Origin of the sequence: Parendozoicomonas callyspongiae, assembly GCF_023502345.1 — a bacterium.
GTDB lineage: Bacteria > Pseudomonadota > Gammaproteobacteria > Pseudomonadales > Endozoicomonadaceae > Sansalvadorimonas > Sansalvadorimonas callyspongiae.
The window spans coordinates 76,720-96,618 of the sequence record NZ_JAMFLX010000017.1 but is presented as its reverse complement, the minus strand read 5'-3'; the positions used below and the strand labels follow the sequence as shown (position 1 = coordinate 96,618).

At 46.3% G+C, this 19,899-nt stretch carries 19 protein-coding genes; 6 read left to right on the top strand and 13 right to left on the bottom strand.

The genetic code is table 11. The features are described from left to right. Window positions 1-190: 190 nt before the first annotated feature. From M3P05_RS13280 to M3P05_RS13270, 3 genes are all read left to right on the top strand, one after another. On the top strand, window positions 191-421 hold the full coding sequence (locus tag M3P05_RS13280; RefSeq protein WP_249700201.1) for a DUF2496 domain-containing protein: 231 nt from the start codon (window positions 191-193) through the stop codon (window positions 419-421). A gap of 355 nt (window positions 422-776) precedes the next feature. Further along, window positions 777-2,261 carry a cardiolipin synthase gene (gene cls, locus M3P05_RS13275; RefSeq protein WP_249700200.1) on the top strand — a complete coding sequence of 495 codons (1,485 nt, stop codon included), beginning with the start codon at window positions 777-779 and terminating at the stop codon, window positions 2,259-2,261. A 247-nt stretch (window positions 2,262-2,508) separates the two neighbouring features. Further along, complete coding sequence (locus tag M3P05_RS13270) at window positions 2,509-3,687, top strand: GGDEF domain-containing protein (RefSeq protein ID WP_249700198.1); 1,179 nt, start codon at window positions 2,509-2,511, stop codon at window positions 3,685-3,687. Window positions 3,688-3,733: 46 nt separating this feature from the next. Here the strand turns inward: M3P05_RS13270 and M3P05_RS13265 are convergent, their stop codons facing one another. The 6 genes from M3P05_RS13265 to glpX all read right to left on the bottom strand — a co-directional run bounded on the left by M3P05_RS13265 (window position 3,734) and on the right by glpX (window position 7,391). Beyond that, the gene (locus M3P05_RS13265; RefSeq protein ID WP_249700196.1) at window positions 3,734-3,925 is read right to left on the bottom strand and encodes a hypothetical protein; all 192 of its coding nucleotides are present in this window, start codon (window positions 3,923-3,925) and stop codon (window positions 3,734-3,736) included. Window positions 3,926-3,997: 72 nt separating this feature from the next. Beyond that, entirely contained in the window at window positions 3,998-5,122 is a 1,125-nt protein-coding gene (locus M3P05_RS13260) for a hypothetical protein (RefSeq protein ID WP_249700195.1), read from the bottom strand. Between the two features lie 79 nt (window positions 5,123-5,201). Next, on the bottom strand, window positions 5,202-5,552 hold the full coding sequence (locus M3P05_RS13255; RefSeq protein WP_249700194.1) for a hypothetical protein: 351 nt from the start codon (window positions 5,550-5,552) through the stop codon (window positions 5,202-5,204). A 21-nt stretch (window positions 5,553-5,573) separates the two neighbouring features. Beyond that, a complete protein-coding gene (locus M3P05_RS13250) occupies window positions 5,574-5,786 on the bottom strand; it encodes a hypothetical protein (protein WP_249700193.1) in 213 nt (70 codons plus the stop codon). Further along, on the bottom strand, window positions 5,771-6,286 hold the full coding sequence (locus tag M3P05_RS13245) for a cytosine permease (RefSeq protein ID WP_332842016.1): 516 nt from the start codon (window positions 6,284-6,286) through the stop codon (window positions 5,771-5,773). The genes M3P05_RS13250 and M3P05_RS13245 overlap by 16 nt, the downstream gene beginning before the upstream one ends. 94 nt (window positions 6,287-6,380) lie before the next feature. Next, the gene (glpX, locus tag M3P05_RS13240) at window positions 6,381-7,391 is read right to left on the bottom strand and encodes a class II fructose-bisphosphatase (RefSeq protein ID WP_249700192.1); all 1,011 of its coding nucleotides are present in this window, start codon (window positions 7,389-7,391) and stop codon (window positions 6,381-6,383) included. 150 nt (window positions 7,392-7,541) lie between these two features. Between glpX and M3P05_RS13235 the strand changes: the two genes are divergently transcribed. Then, complete coding sequence (locus tag M3P05_RS13235) at window positions 7,542-8,444, top strand: L-type lectin family protein (RefSeq protein WP_249700191.1); 903 nt, start codon at window positions 7,542-7,544, stop codon at window positions 8,442-8,444. A gap of 64 nt (window positions 8,445-8,508) precedes the next feature. On the opposite strand, the gene M3P05_RS13230 is transcribed toward M3P05_RS13235, so the two are convergent. After that, window positions 8,509-8,859 carry a hypothetical protein gene (locus M3P05_RS13230; protein WP_249700190.1) on the bottom strand — a complete coding sequence of 117 codons (351 nt, stop codon included), beginning with the start codon at window positions 8,857-8,859 and terminating at the stop codon, window positions 8,509-8,511. 191 nt (window positions 8,860-9,050) lie between these two features. Here M3P05_RS13230 and M3P05_RS13225 point away from each other — a divergent pair, with 191 nt between their 5' ends. Beyond that, window positions 9,051-9,485 carry a Rap1a/Tai family immunity protein gene (locus M3P05_RS13225; protein ID WP_249700189.1) on the top strand — a complete coding sequence of 145 codons (435 nt, stop codon included), beginning with the start codon at window positions 9,051-9,053 and terminating at the stop codon, window positions 9,483-9,485. A 4-nt stretch (window positions 9,486-9,489) separates the two neighbouring features. Here the strand turns inward: M3P05_RS13225 and M3P05_RS13220 are convergent, their stop codons facing one another. The 5 genes from M3P05_RS13220 to M3P05_RS13200 all read right to left on the bottom strand — a co-directional run bounded on the left by M3P05_RS13220 (window position 9,490) and on the right by M3P05_RS13200 (window position 16,808). Beyond that, window positions 9,490-10,122, bottom strand: a complete 633-nt coding sequence (locus M3P05_RS13220; RefSeq protein ID WP_249700188.1) for a hypothetical protein — start codon at window positions 10,120-10,122, stop codon at window positions 9,490-9,492. A gap of 152 nt (window positions 10,123-10,274) precedes the next feature. Next, window positions 10,275-13,310, bottom strand: a complete 3,036-nt coding sequence (locus tag M3P05_RS13215; RefSeq protein ID WP_249700187.1) for a hypothetical protein — start codon at window positions 13,308-13,310, stop codon at window positions 10,275-10,277. A gap of 176 nt (window positions 13,311-13,486) precedes the next feature. Further along, window positions 13,487-14,263 carry an enoyl-CoA hydratase gene (locus M3P05_RS13210; RefSeq protein ID WP_249700186.1) on the bottom strand — a complete coding sequence of 259 codons (777 nt, stop codon included), beginning with the start codon at window positions 14,261-14,263 and terminating at the stop codon, window positions 13,487-13,489. Window positions 14,264-14,295: 32 nt separating this feature from the next. Beyond that, entirely contained in the window at window positions 14,296-15,450 is a 1,155-nt protein-coding gene (locus tag M3P05_RS13205) for an acyl-CoA dehydrogenase family protein (RefSeq protein WP_249700185.1), read from the bottom strand. Window positions 15,451-15,518: 68 nt separating this feature from the next. Continuing rightward, window positions 15,519-16,808, bottom strand: coding sequence for a hypothetical protein (locus M3P05_RS13200; protein ID WP_249700184.1), 1,290 nt, complete (start codon window positions 16,806-16,808; stop codon window positions 15,519-15,521). A 168-nt stretch (window positions 16,809-16,976) separates the two neighbouring features. On the opposite strand from M3P05_RS13200, the gene M3P05_RS13195 reads away from it, so the two are divergent. Further along, a complete protein-coding gene (locus tag M3P05_RS13195) occupies window positions 16,977-18,629 on the top strand; it encodes a hypothetical protein (RefSeq protein ID WP_249700183.1) in 1,653 nt (550 codons plus the stop codon). Window positions 18,630-18,682: 53 nt separating this feature from the next. Here the strand turns inward: M3P05_RS13195 and M3P05_RS13190 are convergent, their stop codons facing one another. Next, a complete protein-coding gene (locus tag M3P05_RS13190; RefSeq protein ID WP_249700182.1) occupies window positions 18,683-19,867 on the bottom strand; it encodes a CaiB/BaiF CoA transferase family protein in 1,185 nt (394 codons plus the stop codon). Window positions 19,868-19,899 lie beyond the last annotated feature (32 nt).

The window sequence follows — 19,899 nt, the reverse complement described above, 5'->3', positions numbered from 1 at the left end:
GATTCACCAGCAACTATGCGCCCCTGGAAGACACACTCCCTACACAGAGTGGTAACTGGCATTTAAGGGGGCAAAAACGATAACCAGATGGTATTAACGGCTGCAAGGCATGATTCTTAACTGGAGAATTAAAGCTTTACAAACCAGAGCCGAATATCCCAATGAATCTAACCAAAAAAACGAGATCATTATGGCCCCCGAAGAAGCTCCCGAGCATGTCAGGCTCGCTGTCGACATGATTCGCCAGATGGAAAACCTGGAATTTTCAGAAAACACGATTCTTGAAGCCAGCCTGCTGGTCATCCAGGATACTTTAAACAAGCTACCGAGTGATCAGCGTCTGCATTGGCGCCAGCGCCTGAGTGGTATTCTTAGTGTCCCCGGCTCATTTAAAACAACCTCACCCAAAGAACCTAATTAAACTCTTCTCAACCTGTGATCAGTTGAATCTATATACCCATTGAGAAATGGCATGCCTCTTCAAAGCTCACTTGTTCAATTCCCGCACAGTCTTATACAGGTTTCGGTAAAAGTTACCAAAATTCACGAACAAGACGATAATTAACAGCCATTCGCCTTTAAAAACATAGATCCAACAGTGCTTACAAAGTCTTGGAACTTTGGTATCCAATTATTAACAAAAGATAAATTAAACACTGATTTTTTACTGGAAAAATCCGCAACATGGAGCGATTTCTCGATAACATTCATTAAAACTGTTAATTGCTTCAAAGGGGTTGTAATCTGACTACCAAAGTAGTTCCACCAGTAGCAACATGCAAACAGAAACCCAGTCTATTTCACTGATTTTCAGCACTATCGCTGGTTTCGTGTATTTCCTGATTACATCAGGTTTTGCGATCACAGTGATTATGAAACGACGCCCGGTTGGGGTAACACTGTCATGGCTTTTGTTATTGTTCCTGCTACCGATCGCCGGAATCATTCTGTTTCTGATGTTCGGAACCCGACGTCTTGGTAGTAAAAGGTTACGCCGTGCCGAGGCCATGGCACCAACCTACTCGGAGTGGTTTCATCACCTTCAGCAGGTTTTACAGTCACAGGAACAGCAGGCCTTCGGCAGCCACAACAGGGTTTATCAATTGACCCAGAATACCTTACGCATTCCAGGAATACCGGGTAATTCGCTCACTCTGTTTCATCAAACAGATGAGATTTTTTCAGCACTGATTAGAGATATCGAGCAGTCCACCAGCTCGATTTATCTGGAGTTTTATATCTGTCAGCAAGGTGGCCAGGTAAACAGGGTACTCTCAGCTCTTGAGGCTGCAGCTCAAAGAGGAGTCCGGTGCCACCTTTTGCTTGATAATGTGGGCAGCCGGCAGTTTTTGTCCAGCACCGAGGCTCTCCGGCTAAGAGTTGCTGGAATCAAGATCAGGAGCTCCATGCCTGTTGGCCCAGTGCGTATGCTGTTTGAACGGATGGATCTCCGTAATCACAGAAAACTGGTGGTTATTGATGACGCTATCGCCTGGACAGGAAGCCTCAACCTGATAGACCCGGCCCTTTTCAAGCAGGACGCAGGAGTCGGGCAATGGGTTGATGCCATGGTACGTATTGAGGGACCTGCAGCCCATGTTTCAGGTGCTCTGGTCATGTATGACTGGGAAATTGAAACGGGTGAAGAGGTTAAATCAATACGCCAGGCCTACAAGTACGAACAGCCACTGAGTAATGAACAAGTTCAGGACAGTGCTGCCATACACATTGTTCCGTCTGGCCCTGGGGTAGATCGTGAGCTTATTCATCAGGTGCTTTTGGCTGCAGCCTACGAGAGCCAGCATGAACTCATCATCACCACCCCGTATTTCGTTCCTGACGATGCGCTGGTTACGGCTCTGTGTTCAGCTGCGATGAGAGGAGTCGAAGTGACTCTGGTTGTACCAGAGAAAAATGACTCTCGAATGGTACATTATGCAAGTCGCTCCTATTACGAAGACTTGCTGAATGCAGGTATTAAAATCATGCATTTTACTGCCGGACTCCTGCATACAAAGTGTGTTCTGGTTGATAGGGAAACAGTCCTTTTTGGCACCGTCAACCTTGATATGAGAAGTGTCTGGCTTAATTTTGAATTAACGCTGATTGTCTATAACCCGGCATTTGGCCAACACATGGCTACATTAATGGAGAGTTACATCTACCGTTCAAATCAAGTGGCAAAGGACAGTTGGCAAACCCGTCCTTATCTACAAAGGCTGGCAGAGAACAGTGCTCAATTGCTCAGCCCCCTTCTGTAAAATACAAAAAACATTAGGGAAGCTGAAATGGTATTAATGAATTTTGCTACATAAATATGCCATTTATTGACTCAAAGGGATTTTCATTTTCCGTGTACACGGTAGAGTGCAACTTTGTAGGTATCCAACCCACTCAACAAGTCGATTTTTATATTTTTTAGATTCCTGAAACACCCGAAGATAAGGCACTGCTCCATCGCCTTGTTAAAGATGCTCAAATTATACTCAAAGGCATCATTTGAATTACATGAAGAGCCAGATAATAGATTTTTTTAAAGCACGGTTTAGCCGCAAAGAAAGACTCTCCCATGACGAGCGACGAGTTTTTCTCAATACCCAGCTGACATGCCTGACAGCAATCCTGGTCTCGGGAATTGCTTCCCAGTTTCACTTTTCCAGTGGCATGACTTCAACTGCGTATCAGATTGCAGCCCTGGGTGGGGTTTCAGCCCTGGCACTGATTTATACTGCCGTGTCCAGACATACCCGCTTTGTGACACGGCCATTGATTGTTCTGCTGTCATTTGCCGGTATGTATGCCCTGACAATTGGTTCAGAAAAGACCAATGTTTCTCTGTGGCTCCTGATCCTCCCTCCAGTGATTATGTTTAATCTGGGTTTGAGGAGAGGATTGATTCTGGTTACAGGCCTCTTTCTGCTTTCTTCACTTATTTTGCTATACCCGATTTTCCCGGCATATAGCGCTTACTCTGCAACCTACAAGATCAGATATTTATCTGTTCTGTTCTGTACCATATTTTTCTCCTGTGGCATTGAGTACTCCAGATACAAAATTCAGCAACGGCTCCAACACATTACTGAGAAACTGCAGCAGCAAGCATGCAGTGATCCACTGACAAACCTCGCAAACAGGCGCCATATGTATGATCTTATGCGCCATGAGCGAGCTCGCTCCAGACGTCATGGAATCGTTTACTCGCTAGTCTTGGCGGATATAGATAATTTCAAGCATGTAAACGATATCTATGGCCACAATGCTGGTGATGCTGCAATCACTCATACGGCCAAGACATTTACCCGCCACCTTCGCCAGGAAGATTATATTGCCCGCTGGGGAGGGGAAGAGTTCCTTCTTCTTCTGGCTAACACTGGAGCCCAAGAAGCGAATGCAGTTACCGAGCGCATCAGAACAACTCTGATGAACTCCAAATTTTTAGCTGGTGATCAGGAACTGAGTATTACAGCCAGCTTTGGCATTTATACCAATGACCCATTTTCAAAGCTGGAAAAGTCCATTGACCAGGAAATCCACGAAGCTGATATGTGCCTCTATAAAGCCAAACAGACCGGCAAAAACAAAACGGTTCAATACCGGGCTTTTACCAAGAAATGCAACCAGATACAGACCCATTCCCACAGGACAGAAAAGCTGGCAGCTCCAGAAAATGGTGACTCCACCTCCTGACTCTATGACTCAGTCAGCCATTCAAGAATAAAGAGTGGCTGGGAAATCATTGGCGTGAATACCAAAAGACAAGAGGCACAACCGGCAAAAGGATCATGAGCACAAAGCGAGCCAAGTCTCCCCACTGATCCATCTCACCAATACGCCAGCTCCATGACATCAGTAATAGTGCTGGAATCCCAAACAAAAGACTGCATGCCAGCAGGAACACTAACAACCAGATTGCTTTTCTTCTCATGCCAGCCTCCCTGCTGGTCATATGCTTCTACTGTATAAATTTAGTCCCCACATCAACTCGTGTTAATCAAGGCTACTTGTGCTTGTGCTTGTGCCTGTTCCTAACCCTTTGAATTTCCTGTCGTCTTTTTTCGTTGGCTGGTGTCAGTTTAGGGCGTTTCTGTGCTGGCGGCTGATCTCTAGTAATATCTTCAGCCTGAACCGTCATCTGTTCTCTGAAAAAATCCAATCCAATGCTTAATGTAGCCATTGGCCTTCTAGACAGTACATGGCGGCGCTCAAGTGTACCTCCGATGGAAAACAGCCTACATCTGTCTCTGGATAGCTGAGCGTAACTCCCTGTTGGTATTGGCCTTTCGAATGTTGTAGAAGAGCTTGAACTGATTGCTGGGCTAACATCCATACTGCTTTCATCATCAGAATCAGCGGCTTTAATAAAGCTTTCTTCAACAGTCTCTACAGACTCAGAACTATGAAATGATACGTAGTCCACTTTATCTACCCCAGTTTTTTTCAACTCTTCAACAGGCTGCCCACTTGTTGACTGCCGCATTTTTTTTGCGGCTGATTCATCACCGGGAACAACTTCAAAAATCCCTTCGCTCGTATCTATGTGCTTACCATTAAATTTGACTGTATTAAGCATCGGTTCAATCAGCCTTCGCCTCAGCCCTTTTTCAATTAATTCACTGACATTTCCAGGTAACCCAGAAAGGGTTGCACGCTTTCGAAGGGCATACTTTTGGTCGGGGTTTTCCCGACATATTGGACATAAGACCGTATCATCATTCACCCACTTTTTTTTATCATTATCGCGTCTGCCAAGACTAAGACGCCGGGCTTCAGAGCTTATAATCCACTTGTTGCTGACTACGTTGTTACAGCAACTCAGAATGCGAGAATTCCCAGGATCAATTTCATAGCAGACTACACATTCCAGTTTACGCAGTTGCTCGTAAAGCTCTTTATTTTCTTGCTCATACTTATCATCAAAGGCTTTTCCATAAGGCACTGCGTTTAAGCACTCGATGACTCTCTTCTCAAGACTCTTGAATTTCTCAAGTTGAACACGCTGTTCTTGTGATGCTAAATATCCTGTTTGGCGACCAGGATAAGAGCTAGAGCCACCACCAGGAGAGTCAAAGTTGGTTCTGGAATAAGATGCTCCAGTGTATGAAGAAGTAGCTTGATGCATCATTGGTTTTACCTATCCCTGTAAAAATTATTACTACGAGATAAGACCAAAACAAGTAACAACCGTTTCACATCCGATTACTTCAGTCAGTACTGCTAACTCCCCTGTTCACTACGGTTATCAACCAGCAACACAAAAAGCTGAACGAAAAACTTACCAGAGCAGGCAAAAATGCCAGAGGAAGACATAACCCAATGATAAATAAAGGAATAACTGGAACACATGTTTTCCAGCTCCAACCTTGCCAATAGCCATATTTCCCATGGAGGCTGTATAAAGAAGAAATATCGAACTGGCCTTTATTCATCCAAGCCCAAGCCAGCAGGGCACCACCAACAGGTCCAAGAATTGCCCCAGCTGAAGAAAGAATATCGACGTATCTGTGAACAATATCCGGTAACAGTGATAATCCCGTAGCAGCAATGACTACCACTCCAGTAGCGTGAAACCACCCTTATACCGGAATACTGTTTGCCAGTGAAAAGCCACCTGTGTAGAGATTGAGAACATTTATAGTCCAGGCATCCAACACAGTTACCACCAGTATCAAGAGTAAAATCCATGCTTCTGGATCTAGCTCCACTATGGATGCGAATGGATTGATGCTGATCACTCCGCCAGCAATAACGCACCAACCTCCAAACAGGGCTCCTACAGCTGTTCCCACAAGAACACCGGAAGAATCTCGGCTTCCATATGTCCAATCTTACGGGTATAGCGGCTGAAATCCGCAGCATCTGTCATCAAAGTTAACATGTTTGAGAAAATGCCATTGACCCATGCCAGACCGACTGCCCATTTCCAGCTTCCAGCCTGATAGGAGATAATATGCGAGTAAGCCGCAGCTGGCCCTCCGTTCTGAACTAACCAAAAAATCAAAATCATAAAGATGATTAACTTCAGCGGCAGGGTAATACCGGACAGCCGGGAAACCCCACCATAGCCCAGAAGTGCAACGCCTCCCTGCAGAGCTGCAAATCCTGCAGCAAGCCAGCCCAGAGGAATATCAACATCAAATGATTTCGAAAGAATAGCTTCCACTGCCATCATGGAGGCTATGGTTTGAAAAGCATACCAGTAGACCGAGCACAGCACTCTTAGAGGTGATGTCAGCCAGCGGCTTCCATTATGGCCAAAAACCGCCCGGCAGTAGACTTGCCCGGGAATGCCTTCTCTGACTCATTGAATCGCTCATAAGCCAGACTCCCCCCAAATGGCAACGGGGGAGTTTAGTGCTTATCAGGCAGGCTGGTGAGTTCTCTTAGAGAATATGAGCACAAACCTCTGGATCTTTACGCTCAAGATAGTGAGTAGACTGAATCCGGCGAATGGTTCGGGATTTGCCGCGAATCAGAAGTGTCTCAGTTGTCGCCATATTGCCCTGGCGCTGCACACCGTGGAGCAGATCTCCCTTGGTGATGCCTGTCGCTGAGAACACCACCTCATCTGAAGACACCAGCTTATCCAAAGTCAGCTTTTCACCTGGTTCAATGCCCATTTCACGGCAGCGTTTCAGCTCAATTTTGCCAGCTTCCAGATTTTCCGGAGTATCGCCTTTGGCTTCGTGACGCAGCATAAGGCGGCCCTGCAGCTCACCATTCAATGCGCGGATCACTGCAGCAGAGACAACTCCTTCCGGAGCACCGCCAATACAGTACATGGCATCAACTTCACTATCCGGCAAACAAGTCAGGATAGAAGCCGCCACATCACCATCAGGGATAGCGAATACCCGAATCCCCATATCCTGCATTTTTTTGATGACTTCATCGTGACGAGGCTTGGCCAGGGTGATCACTGTCAGGGAGTCCAGACCCTTGCCCAGAGCTGCTGCAATAGCCTTCAGGTTATCTTCAAGAGGACGATCCAGGTCAATTACGCCTTTGGCCTGAGGGCCAACTGCCAGTTTCTCCATGTACATATCAGGGGCCTTTAGGAAGCAGCCCTTGTTGGCTGCAGCCAGGACAGCCACAGCATTGGACTGGCCCATTGCTGTCATACGGGTGCCTTCAATGGGATCAACCGCGATATCGACCTCAACACCGGTTCCCCGCCCCACTTTCTCTCCGATATAAAGCATCGGAGCTTCATCAATCTCACCCTCACCGATAACGATCTCACCATCGATCTCGACCATATTGAGCAGGGTTCTCATGGTATGAACTGCCGCAGCATCGGCTTTATTCTTATCGCCGCGACCAAGCCATTTGTAAGCTGCGAGGGCAGCAGCTTCCGTAACCCGGGAAAATTCTAGAGCGAGCTCTCTTTTCATTATCAGGAATCCGTTGTCTGGGTGAGAATCCGCGCCGACTGTATAGCAAACCTGATTCCACGTGAAGCCTCACAAGAGGTTCTTTTCTGCCGACATTGTTCTCACAGGCCTTTTCTTTAAAAAATTTATCTACCTGAGATGGAGTTCATCATGCCGCACGGAAAGCTTCTTTTAGCCTGCCTTATGGGGCTATCAACAACCACAACCATGGCAGCCCCAGTTGGCCAGACAACGTGTTTTAACTTTACAGAGAAAAACTGGTCATTCCTGAATAACAATTTTGCCAAAGGCTGGCCAAAGGTCTTAGCCCCCGGAGAGCTGGAACTTCTGCCTGACAATATGTTCGGAGCGGGCGTAGCAGCTGTTCTTAGAAACAGCATTCGCCCCCCCTATGAAGTGAGCTTCGAATTCAGCACTTATGACGATGATGGCGGAAAAAATCTGGTTTGGAACTCTGCTGATGGTATTGCCTTTTTCTTCCTGAAAAGTGGTGAATCCTATGGAGAACCTCCAGCAGGTAACCAGATGGGCTTTTCCAGAAATGGAGGGGGTTACGCCATCACCATGCCAACTTATGGTCAACGTCGAGCAACATTCAGAACATCCGATGGGCTTGACCACAAAGTAGTACCATTTCGCCAGGCTTATACCCATGGAGAATGGGTTCCAGTTCGCATCCAGGTTATGCCAAACAGGGTTATTGCCTGGGGAGGGAAATGGGGATTAATCGATGCCACATTTAACTTTGATATGACTTACAATGATCTCGGTTTCAGTGCCGCAACCGGCCGGGCGGATGGGCTGCACAAGATCAGAAACTTCTGTATCAGAACCCTTGACTCTCTTTCAGTACGGCAAGAAAGAGCTCCTGTTGAGGAAAAACCAGAATCCCGTACTGAACCGCCAGCTCCAATAATCCCGCCCCAACTGCAAACTGAAGAAACTGAGGGGGGTGACTTAAATGATGAGGAATCTCTTCTAGTTCCAATTCCAAGTGATTCCAGCAACCTGTCACAAACGCTTGAATCAGAAAATACGGAAGGCGATCAGTAATACATAAAAAAACCGGCAGAATACTGCCGGTTTTTATCCCAAATCAAGAAACTGTTTACAGCTCTTATTTGCGATCTGAAGCAATCATTGGCATGTAATCAACAACTTTCTTCTCACCAGAAGCTGTCTCTACGTGAACCTGAACATTGTAGGCACCATGCTCAAGCTTAATCTTGGCCCAGCCCCACTTGTTTGTTACAGCCTCACCCAGTAAGCGGCCTTGTTGATTAGTGATTTCCACTTTAGCCATCTTGGCGGCACCCTTTCCATCGTAAACCTGTACCGACGTTATTTGAGCACTGCTATGAGGGTAAACGGATACTTCAGCCATCGCTAAAGGAGCTGCCATCAAACAGCACAACATAGCGGGTACTTTAAACGACATGGGATCATCCTCCTTGATTTCTGCATCCATGCTTTATCCAGTCTAGACACATATAACTTCTTGGAAGGATATCTTTACATTTCTATTCAATTATCTGATTTTTCGAAGGAATCTAACCAAAACCCTGTCTTCCAGATTTACCAGGTCTTGCCCAAACGGCTAAAACAGGCAAAAATTTGACACAGATCAAAGACAACAAGAACGAGATTGGGAGGGATCAAGTGAGATCAGCACGCATATTTGGCAGTGTCCTCACCCTATCCGGTCTGCTCTGTGCGGTACCGGCTATAGCAATTACCAATACCCCTGGAATGCCCAGTGCTGATACAGGCGCTGTGCAGAATTTTGCCCCCATTATTGATGTCAACGACTTTGTTTCCGTCTGTGGGGATTACCAGAAAATCAGCAACAGTCCTGCCCTTCAGCGAATCTCAAAAAACTGGCAACGCTGCTACGCCTACACTTCTGCAACAATATCAGCCATGAAGGATATTGAGCGAACAGCCATCGTGAAACAGTTCTGTGTGCCGGATAATATAAGTCCTGAGTACACAATGGATTTAACGATCAAGTATTCCCGCAAGGTTCCAGAAGCCAAAGATGAAAACCCAGCCAAAGTCATGCTGGAAGCTTTAGCTGTGAGATATCCCTGTTAGGAATCTATATAGGAAGGAAAGCCGTGGTGGCTATGGCATGGACAGCCCGGTTGATCATCCGGTCATTTCGCTGCGCAACCAGCCTTGCCATCATATCCTGATGAGCTGTTAACTTGGCAAAGATCCTGACAATGCTCAGGTTAATATCCGCCCCACTTCCCTGTGCAATCAGAAAAGACTGGCCATCCGCTTTGGTCCTGTTTCGCAACCGCCAGGATACAATTTCGATATTTCGTGCCCCGTTGTAGAGTTTCTGCTCATCCAGAGCATCCGGCAAAAAGAACTCCCTTTGGCCATTCCACGAGAGCCTGAGCATTCCAACCATTCCAGCCATTAATGCAAAAACCCTGTCACCGAGGTATTGCTCATCAAAGGCTAAAAGCATGGCATCAATACCACTCTTGCCATGTAACCCTTCGAAAGCGATCCCGGCATCCGGCCCAAACAGCTCTTCAGCCCTTTTATTAATGGTTTGTCCCGACGTTTTATTCAACTCACGAGGGTTTCGCTTATACAGCTTAACCAGCAGGCTTTTGAGAAGATTTTCCTGCGTTTCCACATAAGCATCGGCAATAAGATCAACTTCACTTTTTGCCAAGTCAGTCACTTCAAATGTCTGGTTTGCACAGGCTGTCAAAAAGAGGACTGTCGTTATAATAAGAATCCTGATGCTCTTCATTCTTTTTTCATTTTCCATATGAAGAGCATCAGAATAACTTCAGCAGATGATTTATTCCAGAATCATACTGAATGAGAATATTCCTTCCAAACATCCTCATTGACTCACTTCTATTTGCGTCGGTGGTTATGCCTTTCGCGTATGAATTGGATTTGCTGCTTTCTCCTCTTCGCATTATCTTGTTGACTAGGACTAGAGGAGTCTCTTGGTCTCCGCGTTCCGATACCTGAACTTGAAGTCGCTGCAGGTGTTACAGGCGGTTGCTGTTGTATACCGGTAGTTGTAGCTGCCGGAATTCCGGTCTGTTGTTGACTAACTGTTGCAGTACCAACATTCGTGGGAACGGGTGTTGGTACTGCCATCGGTGTGGGCACTACATTATTTCGAGCTGACGACAGTAACACTGGCTCAACCGTAACGTTAGGATTGTCTATAACGTGCTGAACCGTAACAGTGCCAGCTTCCTGAGTAGAGGAAGTCACGCTTTCAGAGCAGACTGGCAAGGTGCTTTCTGGCGGTAGAACAGGTGCATTGCTTACTTCCATCTGTTCCAACCCAGTATCGGCTATAGGTGCTTTATCCATTGGCTCATCCACATGGACATCAGGTGGACTTACCGGCTGAGGGAAAAACTGAGGATGGGCAGTGTGATATGCTTCCACAACATGCTGCTCATAGGTAGCGCGCTGTAGAGATCGCTCATCAAGTACCCCTTTATTACGCTCATAACCCACCAGATATGGCACGAATTTTCTGTCATCATCTATCTTGAAAAGCGCAATAACATTATCAATACCATTCGGGCTGTCTGACTTATAATCTGGATCAAGCATACGAATATAAGCCCAAACAGGTACCATCCCAGCAGGCTTCCCATTATATTTAAGGCAGTCATCCAGAACAAACCAAGTGTCATGGTAGCGTTGTAAAGTTATATAGTGCCCTTCAGATAAGGTTGAGCCTGCATGACAAACAATGCTTTTAGCCTTACCAGTAAATTTTGCCTCTCTAGTTTCATCACCCTCGATAAGTTCATTAGCCTGGAGTTCAATTTCTCCTCTACTTGACTGAAGGGCTCTAACAGCTTCCTTAGTTAACTTCCTACAGCCATTATCAGGAGAAAACTCAAGATTAGTCTCTCTCCTGTTCATACTATCAAGTGCGTTAATATCTTCCCCATCTCCAAAAGTGTCATTTTTTATTGAATCTCTACGCGATATCAAAACATCAATTAACCATTCCTTATCAGCAAACCCGGAACCCCATATAGTTTCCTTGATAACATTATCTGTCATCTTTTTAAGTAACCGCTTTCCGTATTCAAGATCTCTCTTGGTTATACCGGCATCTTTGAATAACTTACTGTCAAGCAAAGCGTTAAGATCAAGTAATGCAGTATTAGCGAAAATACCCCTTTCAGCTTCCTTATACTTATATCCAAAACACTCAAACTCGGTTCTACATAGTTCATGGGATTCGCCCATCAGGATGTCTGGGTTAGTAGAGCTGTGGAATTCGACTCGTGCCAGACCCAAACCGCCAGAACGTCCATTTACAATACCAAGGTTTCCTAACCAGGCATCAAAAATAATATACTCCTTTCCCCGCCAGTCCTTACTGTCCAATACCCTGGACACCTCATTGGGCCTGCAATCCAGGCATTGTTCTGGTGTTTCAGCAGGATCTTCAGTAACAGATAGAATTTTCGGCTCGCCGTTCTTATCAGGGTCGTCACTCTCATAGATTTTGGTAACAGTTGAGTTTTTTAAAACTTTTGCCCCGGCTATCTCATAAAACTTTCTGGCAAGACGTGATGCTTGAGCGTGTTGACGTGAATCCTTCTCTTCTGCGTCCACCCCTCCTATGGGACTCATTTTCACTACATACTTTTTACCCGTAGTTTTGTCTCGCATATAAAATGCTTCATCATCGGTAGTGTAAGAGAGTTTCTCAGGAATTATTCCTCCGCTTTCCTTTTGTAGATCATAACTCCCCGGCTCCACATCTGATTCACGGGCAGTCATATTCAAGCGAATACTTATTGAATCACAATCAGGCTTTAAATAAATATTCGTGCCTGTTTCAAGAGGATAACCCGGTTTAACTTGCAGAGTATGGAGTTTCTGCTCAACCTCTTCTGAAAGCGCTGGGTTACTGAATCTAATTTCATCAAAAGCATCTCGAATTTTTATTTCAGCATCATTCTTAGAAAACGGCTTTGGATCTTTTGCAACTGTAGGAGCCAGACATTTTTCAAAATAGTTGGTTGGATCATGCTCACTTTGATACGGCAATGACACGAGATGAAAAGGGGCAAACTCAGGCTTATCCTGTCTCATATCTACATAAACGTTCTGCCCATTTTCAAGCTTGCCAACTACAGCTCTTTGATCATCCTGAAGTTTAACGGCACCCTTCCAGTCATACGCTTCGTCTGTCAGCCCAAGAAGTTCATCTAGGCAGCGTAGAAACTCACAAACATCTGTCTGATTTATCTTTGAATTTGTTTCCTCTCGACCCAGTAAATCACACGTTCTTTGATGACCGGAATCCCGACCAAGTCGTCTCAGCCGTTTCAAGAACTCATCCATAAAACCTTCCGGAACTGTTTCTTGTTCTCCCGAAGGCTGACGTACCATCACCATAGCTTCACAGAACAGTTCTTGGAAATGCAGCCAATTCTGGATGACAGCATTCTGATCTTCCTTACTTTTCCCTGCTAACAAGGCTGGGGGACAGCCAGAACTGTTTGGATCTCGGTGATAACGATCTTGAGCACCTATCAACCTGTTCAGATAATCATCATCAAGCATTCTTCCAAGAAACTGCAGAGCACTACTAATAAAACATGTGTTATACCCATCAGGTCTAATAAAGTTCATAGCAGGGAAAGGCGGTACTGTTTTGGGGGGTTTAAAGTGTTCTTTTTCTACAGGAAAGGGCTTTACTTTCCGTTCAGTAATCGGCGTGCTTGTTTCCTCTAATGGTCTTACTTGATCTTGCTGCTGAACCATTGGTTCTGCTTCAATCGCACTCGCACGGGGGCTTTTTGGTAGTTCGTCCGTACCTGTACGATCAGCTACTTCTGATGGTGGTGTGAGACGTCCTTCATGAAGTCCGCGTCTGGCAAGATGTGAAGATTCCATAGCTTTTCCCTTTGGATAGTAAATGTCTGCAGGCAAGGCTATAGAAAGGATTGTTGGGGAAAAATCACAATACTGTCAGCAGGTCTGACCAAGTACTTCTTTGTCAGGCAGGCAACTATCTCCTGCCAGTATCAGTAACAGAAGAGAGCTGTGAGTGGCTTGATTGCTTAAGGGGTTTAGTCGTATACCCACTCCGGCTGACGTTTTTCCAGAAAGGCTGTCACCCCTTCTTTCTGGTTATCTCCATCAAACAGGGCAACAAAGAGCTCCCGCTCAGCAGGAAGAACCTGGCGAACCGGCAAACTTCGCCCCATCTGTACCAGCTGTTTGCAGGCCACAATGCTGTCCGGGCTCTGCTTCGAAACCTGGGTAGCCAGAGTAAGAGCTCTCTCCCGCAGATCATCAGGAGCAACGACTTCCTCCACCAGCCCTATTCGAAGAGCCAGCTCAGCATTCACTCTTTCACCACAAAGAATCATGCGCTTGGCCCAGCCTTCTCCCACCAGCAGCGTGAGATTCTGGGTGCCTCCAGCACAGGGGAGCAGGCCCACAGTAGCCTCAGGAAGCGCCATAACAGCCTGCTCACTGGCAACTCTCAGATCACAGGCCAGGGCAATCTCCAGACCGCCTCCCATGGCAAAACCATTTATGGCCGCAATTGTAACGCCACGAAAGTCCGTAACAGCTTCAAAGGCTCGTCCAAAAGCCGATGCGATTTCAGCGGCACTGTCTTTATCTCCCTCAGCAAACTGCTTGAGATCCGCCCCTGCAGAAAAGAACCGGGGGGAATCGCTGACAAAGACCAGGGCAACAATACTGTTATCAGCACTTAAATCCCGAATCATCTGTTCAAGAGCATTCAGGCTCTCCAGCGTCCAGGTATTGGCCGGAGGGTTATTGAGCGTAACGGTGGCTACAGGTCCACGCTTTTCCAGAATCAGGGCATCTGTCATTGTTATAGTTCTCCAGGGTTCATAGAAAGTCGCTAAACCTGAAAAGTGTCATCAGAGAGCAGGCGTCGTGCAATAATTACCCGCATAATCTCGTTGGTGCCTTCCAGTATCTGATGAACTCGGCTGTCACGCACAAACCGTTCCAGCGGGTATTCACGAATATAGCCATATCCGCCATGAAGCTGCAGCGCATCATTGCAGACATCAAAGCAGGCATCCGTGGCAAAGCGTTTTGCCATGGCGCAGTAACTGGTTGCCTGTGAGTCTCTGGCATCCAGCTTGGCTGCAGCCAGATGTACCATTTGCCGGGCTGCCACAAGGTTGGTCGCCATATCGGCCAGCTTGAACTGTAAAGCCTGGAAGGAGCCAATCTCCTTGCCAAACTGCTTGCGCTCGGCCAGGTAAGTTCTTGCCTGTTCTATAGCCGCACGCGCGGTTCCCAGTGAACATGTGGCAATGTTGATTCGGCCACCATCCAGACCCTTCATAGCGAAGCGGAAACCTTCACCCTCTTCTCCCAGGCGGTTTGCGACAGGAACACGAACATTCTCAAAAGTGATGGTGCGTGTGGGTTGTGCATTCCAACCCATTTTGTCTTCCTTGCGACCATAGCTGATACCTTCAGCATCAGCGGGAATCACCAACGCAGAAATACCCTTTGGCCCAGGTTCACCGGTACGAACCATGGCCACGAGTACATCGGTACTGCCAGCTCCGGAGATAAAGCATTTACTTCCATTCAGGATATAGTCACAGCCATCACGCCTGGCTGTGGTTTTCAGAGATGCAGCATCACTGCCAGCATTTGGCTCAGTTAAACAATAAGAAGCGAGCTTCTCGCCTGTTACCAGTGACGGACACCATTGCTGCCGAACTTCATCGCTGCCAAAACCGGCCACCATCCAGGTCGCCATATTGTGGATCGTCATAAAGGCAGCTGTTGCTGTACACCCGGCAGAAAGCTCTTCAAAAATTAAGCTGGCATCAAGCCGACCCAACCCCATTCCACCAGCTTCTTCCGGTGTGTAGATTGACAGAAAACCCATCTCGCCGGCACGGCGTAAAACGTCTATTGGAAAATGACTGTCACGATCCCAGTCAGCGGCATTAGGAGCCAGTTCATGGAGAGAGAAATCCCGGGCAGAAGCCTGAAAGGCTTTTTGATCAGAGGTTAACTCAAAATTCATAGTGACCCTGACGTTAATTATTATTGTCCGGCTATCTTAGGGGGAACGGGGGAAATGAGCCAATATTTTTACGCACCAAGCTTCTTATTTCTTTGTGACCGACGACTTCTCTGCTTCACCTGACTAAAGGGAAGTTCGCTGCCAGGTTTTACCCGCTTCAATAGTTGATTTTTCTCTCGCAATATTTTCCGCTCTTCTTCTGTTGGCAAAGGCTGTGTTAATAACTTTTGAAGAATCTCATTCTCTATGCCCAGGAGAGGGTTAACCGACTTAAAGAATCTCTCAAATAAAGGGGCAGGATTTTTATCTCTCCTTTCCTTCATTTCCGGATCTTTAGTAACCGGAAGAATGAACTCCCCACCAACCTCAAGGTATCCAAGGTTCTCTGATTTCAGGTTCTTTAATCTTTTGGGATTTCTGAAGTTCGTACTTCTATAGAGAATCCAGACTTTGTAATTCTCCCCTTCTTTTCTCATATAAAGATTTACACTGTTTCGGCCAGGCAATATAGCCTCCCAACGCTGAATCATTCCCCAGGCGTATTTCGCCAGCTGTTTTTTATCCTGGCTTTGTAGACGAATCACTGGCAGCGGGTAATTAAGAATCGAGCGTTTCACCCCATCACTTTCCTCACAATATCCTTGTTTAGGCTTTGCCATGACGACAGGTAGTTTTCCTCCCCCAGAGATCCTCTCATGAATGATTTGATAGTGTTGATGCTCAGGAATCGAAGCACTGGACCAGTAATAGGAGGAATTACTGCAGAACGTTGCTTCAGGATCCAGATCAAGATAAGCCAGGCCATCTTTCAGCGTTCCCTCTCTCACGGCCATTCTTCTGCCATGTGTTTTTTCAATCATCACGACATGCCCATAGGTATAAGGAAACGGAGGATTCTGAAGAAACCATTTGCGCCCGTTTAACTCCAGCCCATACGCCCTTAGCCCCGGTTTATGAAAGGATTCAACCACATCCCAGCAGATTGGACAGTTCCCTGCACGCCCATACTTTGGAACATAGTTCGAGCGAAGAAGATTTATCTGATAACGAAAATCCAGGTCGTAACCCTCAATCTTAAAAGACGTGACAGGGTTTCCTGTATGGGCTTTAGGCTTAAGATACCCAGAGCTGTAACCATATGACTGGAGTTCCTCCAGGGCCTGGGGAAGGCCCTCATTATCAACTATGGATTGGAGTTTTTTCTGGATAAGAGCCTGGTTATTTCGGGGCATCAGTCGGGGACGGTGATATCCTGGCCCCACCCCATTTTCAGTGACACTATGTGGTTTGCCCACTGCAGAAACGTCTAGAGATTGAACGCAAATCAGCATCACAAAGGCAGCACTCACAGCTGCCATCAAATTCGCCTTTGTCACAGAATTTTTATTCCATATGCAACACCGAAGTCGAAAAGTAGATCAAATCCTGCTGGCCCGCATTGGAGCAACCTAACCAGACAGTTATTCCAACAGAACAAAAACAAAAACAAAATAATCTACATCAAATATCATTTGCGGAAATGACATATGCTCACACGAAAAGGATTGCAGGCAGCTTACAAGGACAGGACTCCAAAACTACATCTAGAAAGACTTCCAAATGAAGTCATAAGCCAGGCTGTTGTTGAATCAGGCGTATCCCTGCAGGAAGCAAAGCCCTCAGTGATTTCAAAGATGAAATTCCAAAAATGGGTACCGGAAGGCTGGCGGGATCAATGCCGGAAACTCCATGAATTTTCCATTCAATATGCCCAAGCGGGTGACGACATCACTTTATTCCAGGTGAGCCGGGATCTTTATCACTGGCTCTATAAATACAGCGACTTGCTAGATCAAGAAATACCCTTTGATGAGTGGAACGAAGCCCACTCTGACGATTTCACAGAAGAATTGGACTATTTAAAAACCAACACTCTGGCAGGTTATCTCGACACTGCTTTAAAAAAATCACCATCCCTTGCGCGCTGGGATGCACTTCCACCTCCAGAAAAATTTGAGGTCGCCGAAGAAAGTCATACCAATCCGAAGGTCACTAAGTCACAAAGCCCATCACCTTCAGAATCCTCTGCCTCCATAAAAGCAGAATCAGAAAAATCTGATACCCCTCCGCCTGATACAAGTACAAGAGCTAGAAGGAGTAAAAGACAGATATCCGTTACAGAACTCTGCCCAAATGGTGAAGATGACAACACTGCTGAAGGGCTGAAGAAGAAAGTTAAACGTCTTGAGGGAGAAAGAGATTCGCTGAAAGCAGCAAAGGATGAACTGGTAGAAAAAGTTGAAGATGTCTACGGGGGAAGAGGTCGCCTGATCAGTTCTCTCATAAATGCAGCATCAGACTCTCTTAGCCAGAACAAGAGAAGACGACCCTCAGATGTCATTATGATGAGAACTCTAGCCAACTATGAGAAACGATTAAAAGAGCAGGAAGATCAGGTATCCAAATGCAGATATTTAGTTTCTGTTGCTAAAGCATATTCGGAAGGAAGAGCTTCCATTGATGAAACAATAAGTATTCTTTCAGATCCCAAAGCCTCCCCCTTTCAAACCCAGGATATCGGTGTTCAGGTAAATATTAGAAGCGACCAAAAAACCACACCACGATCAAGAAAAAAACAAACACTTGTCAGCAGAGAAACCCAAACAGACCAAAGCTGCTGGCCAGGGCAAATGAAAGCAAAGCCTCAGGCATCTGTGTCTCCCCATGTTGCCCAGCAACCCTTAATTCGAAGTACAACGACACCGCCAGTGCATGTTACAGCGACTCCCCCTGTTCAGGCTCAGCCTACTGGATCTGTATGGAATGCACTGAAAGCAACAACATCTATTCAAGGTCACCCTTGGTATCAAGCCATTGCCCCCCTCTCCAGTGATGAAGCCGGTGGCTCGATGATAATCGGAAAATTACCTCCATGCCTTGCATGGAAACCAGAAGAAACTGCACTTCTTAATCATGTATCTGTTTTAATTAAACACGATAAACTGGCAACATTTCAGGCTATTCCAATCAAATTGGCAATACACTTGTTGGAGTATAAAGGAATGAGTACTGAAGATATTGCGAAGGTTTTTGACGAAATTGACGGCAATCGAAGTCTGTGGACAGTTAAAAGAGTTTCTCGCATCGCGCAAGCCAGCATTACCCACCCTAAAATGGGTAATGTATGTGGACCTGTGTAAATCAACCCGGCATTATCCCAGTAGAGCAAAAGTAAGTTTGTTTTTTCTCAAAGCTAGGAAAAGGTACCAGCGCCCAGTAATGCATCTAGCTCATCAGGGCTGTAGCCAAGTTTATCCAGAACAGCTCTTGTATCTTCTCCGGGCATTCCACCCGCTTTTCGATACTCCGCTTCACTGCCTGAGAATTTAATCGGGTTCGCAATCTGGGCAACTGACTTTTCTTCCGATACCGGCAGATCAACAACCATTTTTCTGGCTGTAAAGTGTGAATGCCCGGCTGCTTCCTGCACATCAAGAACCGGCTCCACGCAGATATCCAGAGGCTCAAACACTTCCATCCATTCATTAAAGCTTTTCGATGAAAGAACACCGTCAACATCGCTCTTCAAACTTTGCTGATTCAAATGCGTTTGATCAACAGCTCTGCCCAACCACTCCGGATGACCAATCGCAGCAAAGAAACCTTGAGCAAACTGTGGTTCAAGGCTGCCTACAGATATCCAGCGATCATCACTTGTTCGGTAATAGTCGTAGAAAATGCCGCCATTCAAAAACTCACGACCTGCTTTTGGAGATTTTCCGCTGGCCAGGCTGTTGGCACCAAACATTGCATTCAAAGCAAAAGCACAGTCGGTCATGCTGATATCAATACTTTGTCCTTCGCCTGTAGCCTGCCTTTGCAGAACAGCTGCCAGAATACCCATCACTGCATGGTGCGAGCCGCCCGCGATATCAGCGATCTGGGTGCCGGAAAGTACCGGACCGGTCTCTTCACGCCCGCTATAGGATGCCAACCCGGAAAGTGCCAGATAGTTAATATCATGCCCAGCCCGATTTTTCAGAGGACCGGTCTGCCCATAGCCAGTGATTGAACAGTAAATCAGGCGGGAATTCATCTTCTTCAGCTCTTCATACCCCAAACCAAGTCGCGCCATGACTTCCGGGCGAAACTGCTCAATCACTATGTCATAGTCTTCTATAAGCCTGTAAACAACTTTTATGGCTTCCGGTTTTTTCAGATTCAGGGCAATGCTCTGTTTATTGCGATTCAAGGCCGCATGAATCGCTGAAATCCCTTTCTCGATAAACGGTGGCATACTGCGTGCCAGATCATGGCGCCCCAGCGCCTCAACCCGCAGGACTTCTGCCCCCATATCTGCTAAAAGTTGTGTGGCATAAGGGCCGGGAAGAAGCGTGGAAAAGTCCAGAACCTTAAGACCGGCAAGTGGACGAGTCATAACTGGCACCTGTTGCTTTTATTTGGTGTTGG